Source organism: Sphaerimonospora thailandensis, from assembly GCF_016863115.1.
Lineage (GTDB): Bacteria > Actinomycetota > Actinomycetes > Streptosporangiales > Streptosporangiaceae > Sphaerimonospora > Sphaerimonospora cavernae.
This window is the reverse complement of the sequence record NZ_BOOG01000064.1, coordinates 1-15,859: the sequence shown is the minus strand read 5'-3', so window position 1 is coordinate 15,859 and position 15,859 is coordinate 1. Positions and strand designations below refer to the sequence as shown.

Annotated in this window: 12 protein-coding genes; 7 read left to right on the top strand and 5 right to left on the bottom strand. The window is 71.1% G+C overall.

Annotated elements, in window-relative coordinates:
• Positions 1-328: 328 nt before the first annotated feature.
• Positions 329-2,593, bottom strand: coding sequence for a HelD family protein (locus tag Mth01_RS25535; protein ID WP_204018493.1), 2,265 nt, complete (start codon positions 2,591-2,593; stop codon positions 329-331).
• Between the two features lie 164 nt (positions 2,594-2,757).
• On the opposite strand from Mth01_RS25535, the gene Mth01_RS25530 reads away from it, so the two are divergent.
• Genes Mth01_RS25530 through Mth01_RS25505 form a run of 6 tightly spaced genes read left to right on the top strand, consistent with a single transcriptional unit; the run spans position 2,758 to position 9,622 of the window.
• Entirely contained in the window at positions 2,758-3,993 is a 1,236-nt protein-coding gene (locus tag Mth01_RS25530; RefSeq protein ID WP_239090000.1) for an ROK family transcriptional regulator, read from the top strand.
• Between the two features lie 36 nt (positions 3,994-4,029).
• A complete protein-coding gene (locus Mth01_RS25525; protein WP_204018492.1) occupies positions 4,030-5,364 on the top strand; it encodes an extracellular solute-binding protein in 1,335 nt (444 codons plus the stop codon).
• Between the two features lie 4 nt (positions 5,365-5,368).
• Positions 5,369-6,322 carry a carbohydrate ABC transporter permease gene (locus Mth01_RS25520; RefSeq protein WP_204018491.1) on the top strand — a complete coding sequence of 318 codons (954 nt, stop codon included), beginning with the start codon at positions 5,369-5,371 and terminating at the stop codon, positions 6,320-6,322.
• Positions 6,319-7,191 (top strand): carbohydrate ABC transporter permease, encoded by an 873-nt coding sequence (locus Mth01_RS25515; RefSeq protein ID WP_204018490.1) that lies wholly within the window; start codon positions 6,319-6,321, stop codon positions 7,189-7,191. Before Mth01_RS25520 ends, Mth01_RS25515 begins: the two co-directional genes overlap by 4 nt.
• Before the next feature lie 56 nt (positions 7,192-7,247).
• A complete protein-coding gene (locus tag Mth01_RS25510; protein WP_204018489.1) occupies positions 7,248-8,510 on the top strand; it encodes a 6-phospho-beta-glucosidase in 1,263 nt (420 codons plus the stop codon).
• Complete coding sequence (locus Mth01_RS25505; protein WP_239089999.1) at positions 8,507-9,622, top strand: N-acetylglucosamine kinase; 1,116 nt, start codon at positions 8,507-8,509, stop codon at positions 9,620-9,622. Before Mth01_RS25510 ends, Mth01_RS25505 begins: the two co-directional genes overlap by 4 nt.
• Here Mth01_RS25505 and Mth01_RS25500 read toward each other — a convergent pair.
• Together Mth01_RS25500 and Mth01_RS25495 are read right to left on the bottom strand one after the other, a co-directional pair.
• Complete coding sequence (locus Mth01_RS25500) at positions 9,600-10,094, bottom strand: Lrp/AsnC family transcriptional regulator (protein WP_204018488.1); 495 nt, start codon at positions 10,092-10,094, stop codon at positions 9,600-9,602. The two genes, Mth01_RS25505 and Mth01_RS25500, sit on opposite strands and share 23 nt — an antisense overlap.
• 57 nt (positions 10,095-10,151) lie before the next feature.
• Positions 10,152-12,740: an ATP-dependent Clp protease ATP-binding subunit gene (locus Mth01_RS25495; RefSeq protein WP_407695977.1), complete on the bottom strand. Its 2,589-nt coding sequence runs from the start codon at positions 12,738-12,740 to the stop codon at positions 10,152-10,154.
• Positions 12,741-12,880: 140 nt separating this feature from the next.
• Here Mth01_RS25495 and bioB point away from each other — a divergent pair, with 140 nt between their 5' ends.
• The gene (bioB, locus tag Mth01_RS25490; protein WP_204018487.1) at positions 12,881-13,954 is read left to right on the top strand and encodes a biotin synthase BioB; all 1,074 of its coding nucleotides are present in this window, start codon (positions 12,881-12,883) and stop codon (positions 13,952-13,954) included.
• Positions 13,955-14,008: 54 nt separating this feature from the next.
• Here bioB and Mth01_RS25485 read toward each other — a convergent pair whose 3' ends face one another.
• Together Mth01_RS25485 and Mth01_RS25480 are read right to left on the bottom strand one after the other, a co-directional pair.
• A complete protein-coding gene (locus Mth01_RS25485; RefSeq protein WP_204018486.1) occupies positions 14,009-14,659 on the bottom strand; it encodes a hypothetical protein in 651 nt (216 codons plus the stop codon).
• 73 nt (positions 14,660-14,732) lie between these two features.
• The gene (locus Mth01_RS25480) at positions 14,733-15,857 is read right to left on the bottom strand and encodes a M24 family metallopeptidase (RefSeq protein ID WP_239089998.1); all 1,125 of its coding nucleotides are present in this window, start codon (positions 15,855-15,857) and stop codon (positions 14,733-14,735) included.
• Between the last annotated feature and the right edge of the window lie 2 nt (positions 15,858-15,859).

Sequence of the window (15,859 nt, the reverse complement as noted above, 5' to 3'; positions counted from 1 at the left end):
CCGTCCCGCCGGCGGCGGGCGCGGAGACCGTTGTCTACTGGGTGCCCGGACCCCTTCCCTGGGTCCAACCCCCCGGCCGGCTGGGGTGCCCCGGCCCGGCGGAACATCGGTCTGCGCCTGGCTGTGAAGACGGAGTCACTCTCCGTCACGGACGCAGGAGCCGATGGCGCCAGGAGACGGCCAACCGGTCAGTCCCGTGCTGGACTCGCAGCAAACTACCGACCTCAGCGTAGATGTCAACCGCACCCCCAACAGGGGTAATGCCAACTTTGCCCAGCTGGAGGGTGTCTGACAAATCCCACCCCGACTGTCTGGGGCGATGTGGCCGTCATCGGATCCGGTCCGCCAGACCGGTCAGAGCGGCGGGCAGCACGCCGGTGTGCACCACGCCGAGCCGCCGGGTGGCCCGGGTCACCGCGACGTAGAGGTCACTGGGCCCCCGGGGTGACTCCCCCAGGATCCGCGACGGTTCGACCACGATCACCGAGTCGAACTCGAGCCCCTTGGCGTCCGCCACGGCCAGCACGGCGACCGGCGCGTCGAGGGCGGCCGGTCCCGGCACGGCGACGGCGCCCGGCACGGCGGCGGTGACCAGCGCCCCGATCTCGCGCTCCGCCGAGGCCGGGACGATCACGACCAGGCGGCCCACGCCGCTCTCCTCATCCCGGACGATCTCTTCGCGGACCAGCGGGCCCAGCTCGGACAGTTCCGCCACGCGCAGCGCCCAGGGCCGCTCCCCGGTCTCGCGCACCGACTCCGGGGCCTTCAGGTCCGGGCCGACCAGCTCCAGCACCCGGGCCGCGACCGCCATCGACTCGGCCGGCGTGCGGTAGTTCACCGTCAGGACGGCCTCGCGCCAGCGGCCCCCGACGTACGGGTCCAGCATCCGGCCCCAGCTGGCCGCGCCGGCCGACGAACCGGTCTGGGCGATGTCGCCGACGATCGTCATCGACCGGCTCGGGCAGCGGCGCATGACCATGCGCCAGGCCATCTCCGACAGCTCCTGCGCCTCGTCGACGATCACATGGCCGAACGCCCAGGTGCGGTCGCGCGCCGCCCGCTCCGCCGTGGTCAGCTGGGTCTCCTCGGCCTCCTGGCGGGCCGCGAAACGCTCCGCGTCCATGATGTCCGCCATACCGGTCAGCTCGAGGACCTCCCGGGCGTATGCGATCCGCTCCCGGCGCTCCTCCTCGGCGATCCGGGCGGCCCGGACCACCCCCTCGTCGATGTGGCCGAGGAGCTCGGCCGCCTCGTCCAGCAGCGGGACGTCGGCGTCGCTCCACCAGGCGCCGCCCTCGCCCGGCCGGGGCGGCTCCCGCAGCAGCGCCTCCCGCTCCCGCTCGGTCAGCCCGGCGGCGGCCATCCGCTGGGCGGAGGTGAACAGGCCGATCAGCAGGCGCTGCGGGGTGAGGTACGGCCAGAGCCGGTTGAGCGCGGCCCGAACCGGCTCCTCGGTCCGCAGGTCCTCACGCAGCTCGGCGAAGTCGGCCTCGTCGAGCATGCCGCGGCCGAGCTTCCTGGCGGCCTGCCTGGTCAGCGTGTTCAGCAGATGCCTGACGAACACCGGGCGGGCCTCGTTGTGCGGCTTGCGGGCGCGCAGCGCCTTCGCCCGGGCGGCCTCGAAGGTCTTGACGTCGAGCCGCAGCGTGAACTTGTCGAGCCGGATCTCCAGCGGCCGGTCCGGGATCCGCTGCCGGTCGCCCACGGCGGCCGCCACCACCTCGGCCATCCGGACCGATCCCTTGATCGCGGCGGCTTCGGGGGGATCGGAACGGACAGCGGTGACCCCGGGGTAGAGGTCACCGATGGTGGACAGCAGCACGTCGGTCTCGCCGAGCGAGGGCAGGACCTGGTCGATGTAGCGCATGAACGTCGGGTTGGGCCCGAGGACCAGCACGCCCCGCCGTTCCAGGCGGTCCCGGTAGGTGTACAGGAGGTAGGCCGCGCGGTGCAGGGCCACCACGGTCTTGCCGGTGCCCGGGCCGCCCTGGACGACGAGCACGCCGTTCAGGTCGCTCCGGATGATCGCGTCCTGTTCGGCCTGGATGGTGGCCACGATGTCGCGCATCCGCCCGGTGCGCCGCTCGTCCAGCGCGGCCAGCAGGGCGGCCTCGCCGTTCAGCGTGGCGCGGTCGGCGTCGGTGAGCCGGTCGAGGTCGAGCAGGTCGTCGTCGACCCCGGTGACCTTGCGGCCCTTGGTGTGCAGGTGGCGTCTGCGGGTCAGCCCCATCGGCGCGGCCGGGGTCGCCCGGTAGAACGGCTGTGCGACCGGCGCCCGCCAGTCGATCAGCAGGCGGTGCTGCTCGTCGTCCGACAGGCCGATGCGGCCGATGTACAGCGAGGTTTCGTCGGCGTGGTCCAGCCTGCCGAAGCACAGCCGGTTCTCCACCGCCCACAGGCGGGCCAGGCGCTGGGCGTACATGACGGCGAACGTGTCGCGCTCGGACCGGTTCTGGTGCGTGCCCGAGGCGCCCTGGGCCAGCACGTCGTCAAGCTGTCTGCGCGTGCGCTCGCGCAGCACGTCGAGGCGCTCGTACAGCGCGGCGACGTACTTCTGTTCCCGGGCCAGCTCACCCGCCGAAGTCTCAGGCATAGGCCGACAGATTGTAGTGGCCCGGTGGTCGTCAGTGGCCCTGTCCGGGTGCGGGTCACAGGTCGGTTGCGGCGCCGCCGGCCCGTTGACATCGACAGCCGGGACCTTTATAAGTTAGGAAACTTTACTAATAGAAGATTAAGCGCAGGTTGGAGGGACGGCCGGTGAGCGAACGGCCCATGGGTGGAACGCCCAGCCTGTTGCGGGCGATCAACGACGGCGCCGCGCTCCGGGTCCTGCTGGAGCGGGGTCCGCTCACCCGCCCGGAGCTGGGCGCGCTCATCGGGCTGTCCAAGCCGACCGCCTCCCAGCTCCTGGCCAGGCTCCAGGAGGCCGGCCTGGTCGTGCTGGACGGCATCCGCGGGGGCATGCCGGGCCGTACGGCCGAGCTGTACCGGATCAATCCCGGCGCGGCGCACGTGGCGGCGCTGGACGTGACCCCGGCCAGGATCGAGGTGGCCGTCGCGGACATCACGGGGAGCGCGGTCGCCACGCACCGCCTGCCCACCCCCGGACGGACCGGCGGCGACGTGGTGGAACGGGTGCGCTCGGCGCTCACCGGCGCCTGCTCCCCCGCCGGGCTCGATCCGCGGACGCTGAACCGGGTCGTCATCGGCATCGGCGGCGCGATCGACCCGTCCACGGGCCGTCTGGGGTACGCGGCGCACATCCCCGGCTGGCACGTCCCGGACGTGGTCGCCGCGCTGCGCGACGGGATCGGCGTGCCGGTCGACATCGAGAACGACGTGAACCTCGCCGCTCAGGCGGAGCGGTCGCGGGGCGCCGCGCGGGGCCACCGCGACTTCGTGCTGCTGTGGGCCGAGGAGGGCCTCGGCGCGGCCCTGGTCCTGGACGGGCGGCTGCACCGGGGCGCGACCGGGGGCGCGGGCGAGGTCGGCTACATGCCGGTGATCGGCGCCCCCACCGCCCGCGACGTCGGCAAGCGGTCCAGGCATGGGTTCCAGGCGCTGTCCGGCGGCATCGCCGTACTGAACATCCTGCGCGCGCACGGCCTGCGCGGGCCGAGCCCGGCGCAGGCCGTGCGGAACGCCGTGGCGGCGATCGAGCGTGGCCGGCCGGAGGCCGCACGGGCGGACGCGACCCGGGCGGAGGCGGCACGGGCGGCGCTCGCGGAGGTGGCCGCCCGCCTCGCGCTCGGGCTCGCCGCGGTCACCGCGGTCGTCGACCCCGAGGTCGTCGTCCTGTCCGGCGGAGTGCCGACGGCCGGCGGCGAGATCCTGCGCGAGCTCGTCGAGCGGGAGCTGCACGCGCTGACCATCCCCCGGCCCCCGGTGCGGCTGTCCGCCGTCGAGGGCAATCCCGTCATCACCGGCGCCCTCGACCTCGCTCTCGGCGCGACCCGCGACGAGCTGTTCGGCCCCCTGATCTCCCCGTCCTGATGATCATTAATTCCTGACAGAAAGGCACCCCCCGAGATGAGACGACCGCTCGTGATCCCCGCGGCGGCGGCCGCCGGTCTCGCCCTGCTCACCGCCTGCACGGCCGGCACGGAGTCCTCCGGCCCGCCGAAGGTCGGGGCGAGCGCGACCGATCAGACCCCGGTCACCATCGAGTTCTGGCACGGCTTCAGCGCCGACAGCGAGCTCAAGGCGTTCGAGGACACGCTCGCCGGCTTCAACCAGAAGTTCCCGTGGATCACGGTCAAGGCGACCAAGGCGATCCAGGACGACCAGATCATCCAGTCGGTCCGCGGCGGCAACCCGCCCGACGTCGCCCTGTCGTTCACCACCGACAGCGTGGCCGAGTTCTGCAAGGCCGGCATCTTCCAGGACCTGAACCCGTACCTGACGGCGAGCAAGATCGACGGGCCGGCCCTGTTCCCCAAGGTCATCGACGAGTACACCCAGTACGACGGCAAGCGGTGCGTGCTGCCCATGCTCGCCGACGCCTACGGGCTCTACTACAACAAGAAGCTCATGCAGGGCAACGAACCGCCCAAGACGCTGAGCGAGCTGGCCGACCTCGCCAAGAAGCTCACGGTCAAGAACGCCAAGGGCGACCTCGAGGTCGCCGGTTTCATGCCGATCAGCCAGATGTACGAGAACTCCCCGATCCACACCGGGGTCATGGTCGGCGCGAAGTGGACCAACCCGGACGGCACCTCGGCCATCGGCTCCGACCCGCAGTGGAAGAAGCTGATGACCTGGCAGAAGGACCTGACCGACTGGTTCGGCTACGACAAGATCGAGAAGTTCCGCAAGAGCTTCGGGGACGAGTGGTCGGCCGACAACCCCTTCCACAAGGGCAAGGTCGCGATGGCCATCGACGGTGAGTGGCGGGTCGCCATGCTCGCCGACAGCGCCCCCGACCTCGACTACGGCACCGCCCCGTTCCCGGTCGCCGACGACCAGCCCGAGCGGTACGGCGCGGGCTTCATCACCGGCACCGTCATCGGGATCCCGAAGGGGGCCAAGCACGCCGAGGCGGCCTGGGAGCTGGTGAAGTACCTGACCACCGACACCGATGCCCTGGTCACGCTGTCGAACGCGATCCGCAACGTGCCGAGCACGCTGCCCGCGCTGCAGTCGCCGAACCTGAAGAAGGACGAGCACTTCCAGACCTTCCTCGACGTGTTCGCCAACCCGAACAGCACCACGCTGCCGGCCCACCTCAACTCCGTCTTCAACCAGCAGGCGCTGCAGGAGGCGCAGATCAAGTGGGAGTCCGGCCGGGCCGATGACCTGGACGCCCTGCTCGCCGACGTGGACAAGAGGATCAACGACAAGCTGAAGCTGACCGCGGGCGGCTGACCTGATGGCAGCCGTTCCACTCGCCGGCCGAGGCCGAGGTGCGGGCCGCGGCCGGCGCGACAATCTCCGCGCGCTGATCTGGCTCTCCCCGTGGATCATCGGGTTCGCGGTCTTCTTCCTCTACCCGCTGCTCGCCACCGTCTACTTCTCCTTCCAGCGGTACGACATGTTCACGCTGGAGCCGGTGGGGCTGTTGAACTACCGGTACTTCCTGGAGGACCCGGCCGCCTGGCGGTCGATCAAGAACACGCTGTGGCTGGTCGTGGTCATGGTCCCGCTGCGGGTGCTGTTCGGCCTCGGCGTGGCCCAGCTCATCACCAGGCTGAAGGCCGGAGTGGGGCTGTTCCGTACGATCTTCTATCTGCCGTCGCTGGTGCCGGTGGTGGCCGGGACGCTCGGGTTCGTGTACCTGCTGAACCCGGGCACCGGACCGGTGCAGGCCATCCTGTCCGCGGTGGGCATCGGCTCCCCCGACTGGTTCGGCGACCCGGCCTGGTCGAAGTGGGGGCTGACCATGCTCGCCCTCTGGTCGGTCGGCGACCTCATGGTGATCTTCATGGCCGCCCTGCTGGACGTGCCCAAGCAGCTGTACGAGGCCGCCGCGATCGACGGGGCGGGCGCCTGGCAGCGGTTCTACCGGATCACGCTGCCGGTGATCCGGCCGGTGCTGATGTTCGCCGCGGTGACCGGGGTCATCCAGGCCCTGCAGTACTTCACCCAGGCGATGATCGCGGCCCGGGTCGCCTCCGGGTCCACCGACTCGGCCGGATCGGTGTTCACCCCGGGCTACCCCGACCAGTCGACGCTGACGTTCCCCGAATGGCTCTACCACCAGGGCTTCCGTGACTTCGCCATGGGCTACGCCTGCGTCATGGCGCTGGTGCTGTTCGTCGTCTCGATGATGTTCACGCTCGTCCTGCTGCGGCAGTTCCGGGGCTTCGCCGAGGAGGAGGCATGACGACCACCACCTCGCCCTCCCCCGCCGCCGCTGCCACGGCGTCGGTCAGGTGGCGGCGGATGCTCCTGTGGATCGCCAACCACGCACTCGCCATCGCATTGTCGATCATGTTCCTCGGGCCGCTGGTGTTCATCACGCTGACGGCGCTGATGGACGACAACCAGGCGCTCACCTCCCAGCTGTGGCCGAAGACGTGGAACTGGGGCAACTTCACCGAGATCTTCGAGAAGGCGCCGCTGCTCACCTGGATCGGCAACACGCTCATGTACTCGGTGCTGGCCACCGCGTTCATGCTGCTGTCGTCGGTCCCGGTGGCGTACGCGCTGGCGAGGTTCCGCTTCCGCGGCAGGAAGCTCGCGTTCCTGATGGTCATCACCATGATGATGCTGCCGCCGCAGGTCGTGTCCGTGCCCGTCTACCTCATCTGGGCGAGGTTCCACCTCACCGGCACCCTGTGGCCGCTGATCATCCCGATGCTGCTCGGCGACGCGTTCTCGATCTTCCTGCTCCGGCAGTTCCTGATCACGATCCCGCGTGAGTACTCCGACGCCGCCAAGGTCGACGGGTGCGGGGAGTTCCGGACGCTCGTGCGGGTGATCCTGCCGATGGCCCGCCCGGCGATCGCCGCCGTGGCGCTGTTCAGCTTCTTCTACTGCTGGAACGACTACTACGGTCCGCTGCTGTACGCCCGGACGGACCTGGACAACTGGACGCTCTCGCTCGGCCTGGCCGCGTTCCGGTCGGTGCACCGCGTCCAGTGGAACCTCACGATGGCCGCCACCCTCCTCGTGATAGCCCCGGTGATCATCCTGTTCTTCTTCGCACAGAAGGTCTTCATCGAGGGCGTCAAGCTGACCGGCGTCAAATAGGACAGCGCCAAATAGGACAGCGCCGAACAAGACATCCGAAAGGACGTAGACATCACATGAAGCTGGCCGTTGTCGGGGGCGGCTCCACCTACACTCCGGAACTCATCGACGGCTTCGCCCGGCTGCGCGACGAGCTGCCCCTCTCGGAGATCGTGCTCATCGACCCGGACGAACACCGCCTCGGCCTCGTGGCCGCCATGGCCGCGCGGATGCTCGCCCGCGCCGGCCACCCGGCCCGGGTGACCGCCTCCACGACCGTGGACGAGTGCGTCGCCGGAGCCGCCGCCGTGCTGATCCAGCTGCGCGTGGGCGGTCAGGCCGCCCGCGACGTCGACGAGACCCTCCCCCTCGAGTGCGGCTGCGTCGGACAGGAGACCACGGGCGCGGGCGGGCTCGCCAAGGCGCTGCGTACCGTCCCGGTGGTGCTCGGCATCGCCGAACGGGTGCGCGCGTACGCCCCCGGCGCGTGGATCGTGGACTTCACCAACCCCGTCGGCATCGTCACCAAGGCGCTGCTCGACGCGGGCCACCGCGCGATCGGGCTGTGCAACGTGGCGATCGGGTTCCAGCGCCGCGCCGCGGCCGCGCTGGGCGTCACCCCGGACCGGATCTCCCTGGACCACGTCGGGCTCAACCACCTCACCTGGGTGCGTGCCATACGGCTGGACGGCGAGGACGTGCTCCCCGAGGCGATGGAGAACCACGCTGAGGAACTCGCCGAGGCGGCGGGCCTGCCGGTGGAGCTGATCCGCCGGCTCGGCGCCGTGCCGTCGTACTACCTGCGCTACTACTACCAGCACGACCAGGTGGTCGAGGAGCAGAAATCAGGCCCGTCCCGGGCCGCGCGGGTCGCCGCCATCGAGGCCGAACTGCTGGAGATGTACGCCGACCCGGCCGTGGACGCCAAACCCGAGCTGCTGGAAAAGCGCGGCGGCGCGTTCTACTCCGAGGCCGCCGTCGCGTTGATCGCCTCTCTTGTCGGCGACCGGGGCGACGTCCAGGTGGTGAACACCCGCAACGGGGGGACCCTGCCCTTCCTCGACGACGACGCGGTCATCGAGGTCCCTGCGGTGATCGGCGTCCACGGGGCGGCGCCGGCGCCCGTCGACCCCGTCGAGCCGCTCTACCGCGGCCTGATCTCCCATGTCTCCGCCTATGAGACGCTCGCCCTCGACGCGGCCCGCAACGGCGGCACGGACCGCGTCAGGGCCGCCCTGCTGGCCCATCCGCTGATCGGGCAGGCGGCGCTCGCCGACGACCTCGCCGACCGGCTGATCGCCGCCAACCGGGCGCACCTGCCGTGGACGGTGTCCCGGTGACCGCTGCCGAGCAGATCTCGAACGGCAAGGGCCGCACCGTGCTGGCGGTCGACGGCGGGAACAGCAAGACCGACATCGCCCTGGTACGCGAGGACGGCATCGTGCTGGCCACCGCCCGCGGCCCGGCCTTCCTGCCGCAGAGCGCGGGGGTCGCCGCGGCGATCGACGTGATCGGTCAGACCGTACGGCAGGCCCTCGCAGGCGGCGGGCAGCACGTCCGGTTGCCCGACTTGCACGACGGGAGGCCCGACGGGTTACCCGAGGGGGAACGTGATCGGGAGTACGGCCTGCCGTACGCCGATCACGTGGCGGCCTATGTGGCGGGGGCCGACCTGCCGATCGAGGAGGAGCGGCTCAGCGACGAACTGCTCGCCCGCGGATACGGGCGCACCGCGACCGTGGGCAACGACACGTTCGCGCTGCTGCGCGCGGGGGCGAGCGCGCCATGGGGCGTCGCGGTCGTGTGCGGCGCCGGCATCAACGCGGTCGGCGTCGCGCCCTCGGGCCAGGTGGCCCGGTTCCCCTCCCTCGGCCGGCTCAGCGGCGACTGGGGCGGCGGCCACCACCTGGGCGAAGAGGCGCTGTGGCACGCCGTACGGGCCGAGGACGGCCGGGGACCGGCGACGGCCCTCACCGACGCCGTCCTGGCGTGCTTCGGCACAGCCACCGTCGAGGAGGCCGTCATCCGGCTGCATCTCGGGGAGGAGTCCCTCGACCAGCTGCACGACCTGGTGCCCCCGCTGCTCGCCACGGCCACCGACGGGGACGCCGTCGCCATGTCGGTCGTGAAGCGGATGGCGGAGGAGGTGGCCGTGCTCGGGATCGTCGCGATGCGGCGCACCGGCCTCCTCGGCGGGCCCTGTGAGGTCGTGCTCGGCGGCGGGGTGCTCACCGCCGGCCATCCGCTGCTGATGTCGCTGATCGAGCGGGCCTACGCGGAGCGGGCTCCGCTCGCGAAGCTGGTGGTCGCCGACGTGCCGCCCATCGTGGGGGCCGCCCTGCTCGGCCTGGACCGGCTCGGGGCGCCCGCCGATGCGGCCGAGCGGGTACGGGCGCACTTCCTCGTCAGCCCCCCGGCCCGGGACCTCGTCAGCCCCCCGGCCCGGGACTGACCTGCGGTCCCGCCTCCGCCCCGGGATCCGGCTCGACCATCGGAGTGCGGTGCTCGTACGGAGTGCTCAGCACGACCGTGGTGCGCGTGCTGACGTTGGCCGACGCGCGGATCTGCTGGAGCAACTCCTCCAGCGCGAAGGGCGAGGCGACGCGGACCTTGAGGATGTAGCTCTCGTCACCGGCCACGCTGTGGCACGCCTCGATCGCGGTGAGGTGGCTGAGCCGCTCGGGGGCGTCGTCGGGCGCGGCCGGGTCGATCGGTTTGATCGAGACGAACGCGGTCAGCGGCAGGCCGATCTCGTCGTAGTCCACCAGCGCCGCGTAGCCGCGGATGACCCCGCGCCTCTCCAGCCTGCGCACCCGCTGGTGGACCGCCGACACCGACAGCCCGGTCTCCTTGGCCAGGTCGGTGAAGCTCATCCGGCCGTCCCTCGCCAGCAATGTCACGATTCGTCGATCGATCTCCTCCACGCCAGAAACGGTAGCGCCGTCCCGATGTGCCCGTGTGCGGGATGTGCCCGGAATGGCTCAGAGGTAGTGTCCGGGGGCGTGCACCCGGTCCTCCGGCCGGACCTCCTCCCGCTCCGGGGCGACCCGGGCGTGCGGCTCGGCGTCTGGCGCCGGGGCGCCCTCCTCCTCCAGCACCGTGAACGCCAGGTCGCCCTCCCACACGCCCACGTGGACCCGCTGACCGGGCTTGAGCGTGCCGTCGAGAAGCAACCGGGAGAGCGTGTTGTCGATCTTGCGCTGGATCGTACGGCGCAGCGGACGGGCCCCGAACTCCGGCTGGTACCCCTGCACCGCCAGCCAGTCGACCGCCGCGGCGTCGACGTCGAGCGCGACGTCCTGGGCGTGCAGCCGCCGCCTGCTGTCCTCCAGCAGCAGCCCGGTGATCTGCCTGAGCTGCTCGACGTCGATGCCGTGGAACACGATCGTCTCGTCGATCCGGTTGAGGAACTCGGGCCGGAACGCCCGCTGCAGCAGCCGCATGAGCTGCCCGCGCAGCCCGGCCGCCTCCCCCGGATTCGCCATGATCAGGTCGGCGCCGAGGTTCGACGTCATGATCAGCACGGTGTTCTTGAAGTCGACCGTGCGGCCCTGCGCGTCGGTGAGCCGCCCGTCGTCCATCACCTGCAGCAGCAGGTTGAACACATCCGGGTTGGCCTTCTCCATCTCGTCGAGGAGGAGGACCGAGTACGGCCGCCGCCGTACCGCCTCGGTGAGCTGGCCCGCCTCCTCGTAGCCCACGTAGCCGGGCGGCGCGCCGACGAGCCGGGAGACGGTGTGCCGCTCCTGGAACTCACTCATGTCGAACCGGATCATCCGGTCCTGGTCACCGAACAGCGCCTCGGCCAGCGCGCGGGCCAGTTCCGTCTTGCCGACCCCGGTCGGGCCGAGGAAGAGGAACGAACCGATCGGCCGGCCCGGGTCGCCGAGCCCGGCGCGCGAACGCCGTACCGCCTCGGCCACCGCCGCGACCGCCTCGTCCTGGCCGACCACCCGCTGGTGCAGATGCTCCTCCAGCGCGAGCAGGCGCTCCTTCTCCTCCTGGGTGAGCTGCGCTACCGGAATGCCGGTCGCCCGGGAGACGATCTCGGCGATGTCGGCCGCGGTGACCTCCGGCACCCCCCGACGGCCGTCCCTGGTCTCCTCGATCCGCCGCCCGAGCTCGGCGATCTCGTCGCGGAGCTCGGTGGCGCGCTCGTAGTCCTCGGAGGCGACGGCCTGCTCCTTGTCGCGCTGCCGCTGCTCCAGCCGCTCCTCCAGCTCACGGGTGTCGGACGGCGTGGTCCTGGTCCGCAGCGCGACCCGCGCCCCGGCCTGGTCCATCAGGTCGATCGCCTTGTCCGGCAGGAACCGGCCCGTCACGTACCGGTCGGACAGCTCAGCCGCCGCGATGAGCGCCTCGTCGCCGAACCGCACCTGGTGATGCGCCTCGTAGCGGTCCCGCAGCCCACGCAGGATCTCGATCGTGTCGGCGACGCCGGGCTCCGGCACGAGGACCGGCTGGAAACGCCGCTCCAGCGCCGCGTCCTTCTCGACATAGCGCCGGTACTCGTCCAGCGTGGTCGCGCCCACCACGTGCAGTTCGCCCCGGGCCAGCGCCGGCTTGAGCATGTTCGAGGCGTCGATCGCGCCCTCGGCGCCCCCGGCGCCGACCACCGTGTGCATCTCGTCGATGAACACGACGAGATCGTCGCCGTGGTCGCGGATCTCGTCCGTGACTTTCTTCAGCCGTTCCTCGAACTCGCCGCGGAACTTGGTGCCGGCGACCATCCCGGCGAGATCGATCTGCATCACGCGCTTGCCGCGCAGGGTGTCCGGCACCGCGCCGTCGACCACCCGCTGCGCCAGCCCCTCGACGATCGCGGTCTTGCCCACGCCGGGATCGCCCAGCAGCACCGGATTGTTCTTGGTCCGCCGCGACAGCACCTCGACCGTCTGGGCGATCTCGTCGTCCCGGCCGATCACCGGGTCGATCCTGCCCTCCCCGGCCAGCTCGGTCAGGTCCGTGCCGTACTGGTCCAGAGTCGGGGTCGTGCTCGGCGGCCGCCGGGCCGGCACCGGCTCGGCGACGCCCGCCGCCGTGTCCGTGCCCAGGGCCTGCGGGGAGATCCGCCGCAGCATCCGTCCCGCCATCGAGTCGTGGTTGGCCGACAGCGCCAGGACGATGTGATCCGGACCGATGTAGGAGTGCCCGGTGGCTCTGGCGATCCGCCGCGCGTCGAGCAGTGCCCGTTTCGCCGCCGGGGACAGCGGCATCGGCCCCTGGCGCGGCTCGCGCCGCTCGGCCATGTCCGCCACGCTCCCGCCCAGCTCATCCGGATCCGCTCCGGCCTGCTCAAGCAGCCGCCGTGACGCGTCAACCTGGGTGGCGGCCCACAGCAGATGTTCGGTGTCGAGGTACGGCGCGCCGCACTCGGCCGCCTTCGCCACCGCGACACGGAGCAACTCGATCGCGTCCTCACTCAGCAGCCGTCCGATGTCCACCGGCCGGCCCGTGCCGACGGGTTCCCTCCCGAAGAACCGGGAGATCAGTTCGTCCAGTGGGCTGAAACCGTACGGCCAGAACTCGCTGCTCGCCATGTCATCCCCCAGCGGCGTAGTCAGGTTCATCGGTGTCAGGTGTCGGTCAAACCTCCGCCTACCCCTGGTCGCCTGACGTAACCGGTCTCCTCCCCTCTTCCGGGACGGGATGGCATGCTGGGTCCGGTCCCCTTGATCGTCGATCGATCACGTGAACGGAGAGGCGAAGAATGATTTCACTCGAGGCACTGGCGGAGAAGGCGATCCGCCTGGAGCCGCTGGCCCGCGACGAGGCGTGTGCCGTGCTGGGCACGCCGGACGACGACATCCTGGACGTGGTCGCCGCGGCCTTCCGGGTGCGCCGCCACTTCTTCGGCAGGCGGGTCAAGCTCAACTATCTGGTCAACCTGAAGAGCGGGCTCTGCCCGGAGGACTGCACCTACTGCTCTCAGCGGCTCGGCTCCAAGGCCGACGTGCTCAAGTACACCTGGCTGAGCACCGAGGAGGCGGTCTCGAGCGCCGCCGCGGGCATCGCCGGCGGCGCCAGGCGGGTCTGCCTGGTGGCCAGCGGTCGCGGTCCCACCGACCGGGACGTCGACAGGGTCGCGCGGAGCATCTCCGCGATCAAGGCCGATCATCCCGGCGTCGAGGTGTGCGCCTGCCTCGGGCTGCTCTCCGACGGCCAGGCCGACCGGCTGTGCCATGCCGGCGCCGACGCCTACAACCACAACCTGAACACCTCCGAGGCCACCTACGCCGACATCTGCAGCACCCATACCTTCGACGATCGGGTGGAGACCGTCGGCATGGCGAAGAAGGCGGGGCTGTCCCCCTGCTCCGGCCTCATCGCGGGAATGGGCGAAAGCGACGAGGACCTGGTCGACGTCGCGTTCGCGCTGCGTGAGCTGGCCCCCGACTCGATCCCCGTCAACTTCCTCATCCCGTTCGAGGGCACGCCGCTGGGCGAGGAGTGGAACCTGACCCCGCAGCGGTGTCTGCGCATCCTCGCCATGGTCCGCTTCGTCTGTCCAGCCGCGGAGATCAGGATCGGCGGCGGGCGGGAGATCCACCTGCGGAGCATGCAGTCGCTGGCGCTCCACGTGGCGAACTCGATCTTCCTGGGCGACTACCTCACCAGCGAGGGGCAGCCGGGCCAGGACGACCTCCAGCTGATCCGCGACGCGGGCTTCACCGTCGAAGGCCCGGCATCGGACGATCCGGACGACACCCACCACGAGGGCCACCACGACCTCGTACGGCTCCGCAGGCGAGGCGCCGGCACCGGCGAGGCCGCCAACACCTGAAGGTTCGAACAGCGGGTTAGAACAGCGGGTTAGAACAGGAGGTCCGAACGGGGCTCAGTCGGCGATGTAGCCGATCGAAGCGACCTGGTATCCGGCGGCCCTGGAGCCCCGGACGTGCATCAGCATCGCGCCGCCCTCGTAGGACCAGGCGCAGGAGTATCCCTTCGGCTCGGCGGTGCAGCCCTGGTAGTAGTACCGCACGCCGTGCGCGTCGTACCGGGTCCGGAACAGCGTGGCGACGGCCTTCGTGGCGGCCACCTCCAACCCGGCGTCGCGGTCGTGCCGCTTCCAGGCCGTGAAGAGTCCCTTCGCGGCCGCGGACGGCGCGCTGAGATGCCGGGAGGTGTAGACCTTGGCGACCTTCGACCCGGACACGATCATCAGTACGCCGTTCAGCCCGCCGGGCACGCGGACGCTGGTGTGCACGAACCGGCAGGCGTTGCGGACGCACCCGGCGAACTCGTCCGGCGCACGGTACGGATAGGCGAACAGGGTCTTGACCGCGGCCGGCAGAGCGTAGCGGGCCGCGGCGGCGCGGTCTCCCCGCTGCCAGGCATTGAACAACGCTCTGGCCGTCTTCGCGGGGGCGGGCGCCGCCGCGAAGGCGCCCGCCTGGGCGGAGGCGGAGGCGGGCCCGGACGGCAGCAGCGTCAGGGTGGCGCCAGCCGCGACGGCGGCGCCGACGAGAACGGATCTCTTGATCATGGCCCGTACATTAGCGTTCGCCGGTTGCAATCCGCTTACCCGCCGATCGCCCCTGCTCGCCGCCGGTGCCCGGCTACACGACGACCAGGGCGCGGGTGGTGTTGTTCATCCGCTCGCCGGCGGTCTCACCGCAGACGAGGATGTCCTCGATCCGGGCGCCGTGCTTGCCGGGCAGGTAGATGCCGGGCTCGACGGAGAAGGCGAAGCCCGGCTCCATCGGCTCGGTGTTGCCGCTGACGATGTACGGCTCCTCGTGGGTCTCCAGGCCGATGCCGTGACCGGTGCGGTGGATGAAGCGGTCGCCGAAGCCCGCCTCGGCGATCACCTCGCGGGCGGCGGCGTCCACCGACTCGCAGGTCACCCCCGGCCGCACATGAGCGCAGGCGGCCTCCTGGGCGCTCCTGAGCACCTCGTAGTAGGCCGCGAACTCCGCCGGAGGCTCGCCGATGCAGTACACCCGGGTGGAGTCGGAGCAGTAACCGCTCGGCATGGTCCCGCCGATGTCGACCACAACGGGCTCGCCGGACTGGATCACCCGGTCGGACAGCTCGTGATGGGGGCTCGCGCCGTTCGGCCCGGAGCCGACGATCACGAAGTCGACCCGGGTGTGCCCCGCGTCGATGATCGCCTCGGCGATGTCCCTGCCGGCCTCACGCTCGGTCCGGCCGGCCTTCAGCAGGCTCGGGACCAGGGTGTGCACGGCGTCGATGGCCGCCCCGGCCTCCGCCAGCGCCGCCCTCTCGGCCGGTGTCTTGCGCATGCGCAGCTCGCGCAGCGCGCTCCCGGCGAGCACCTGCTCGGCCTCCGGCATGACGGCGCGGAACCGCAGCGACTGCATCGCCCACATGCGGTCGGCGAGGCCGACCCGTCCGACGGCGCCCAGCCTGCGTGCCACCTCTTCGTACGGATCGTCTGTCTCGTCCCAGGCGACGAACTCGATCCCGAGCCGGGCGGCCTGCGAGTGCTCGGCCGCCGGCAGTTCCAGGCGCGGCACCATCAGGAACGGCTCCCCGGCGGCGGGCACGGCGAGGCAGGTCAGCCGCTCCAGGGGCAGCGCGTCATAGCCGGTGACATAGCGTAGATCAGGACCGGGAGTCAGCAGCAGGGCACCGAGACCGGCTCGGATGGTGGCCTCACGGACCTCGGCCAGGCGGGCCACCGGATAGAGCTCAGAGGACGTCGTTGTCACACCACCCAATC

Excerpts from the sequence above, each read along its gene's own strand:
- Mth01_RS25535 (WP_204018493.1), bottom strand. The coding sequence starts at position 2,593 with ATGCCTGAGACTTCGGCGGGTGAGCTGGCCCGGGAACAGAAGTACGTC.
- Mth01_RS25525 (WP_204018492.1), top strand. The coding sequence starts at position 4,030 with ATGAGACGACCGCTCGTGATCCCCGCGGCGGCGGCCGCCGGTCTCGCC.
- Mth01_RS25520 (WP_204018491.1), top strand. The coding sequence starts at position 5,369 with ATGGCAGCCGTTCCACTCGCCGGCCGAGGCCGAGGTGCGGGCCGCGGC.
- Mth01_RS25515 (WP_204018490.1), top strand. The coding sequence starts at position 6,319 with ATGACGACCACCACCTCGCCCTCCCCCGCCGCCGCTGCCACGGCGTCG.
- Mth01_RS25510 (WP_204018489.1), top strand. The coding sequence starts at position 7,248 with ATGAAGCTGGCCGTTGTCGGGGGCGGCTCCACCTACACTCCGGAACTC.
- Mth01_RS25495 (WP_407695977.1), bottom strand. The coding sequence starts at position 12,740 with ATGAACCTGACTACGCCGCTGGGGGATGACATGGCGAGCAGCGAGTTC.
- bioB (WP_204018487.1), top strand. The coding sequence starts at position 12,881 with ATGATTTCACTCGAGGCACTGGCGGAGAAGGCGATCCGCCTGGAGCCG.
- Mth01_RS25485 (WP_204018486.1), bottom strand. The coding sequence starts at position 14,659 with ATGATCAAGAGATCCGTTCTCGTCGGCGCCGCCGTCGCGGCTGGCGCC.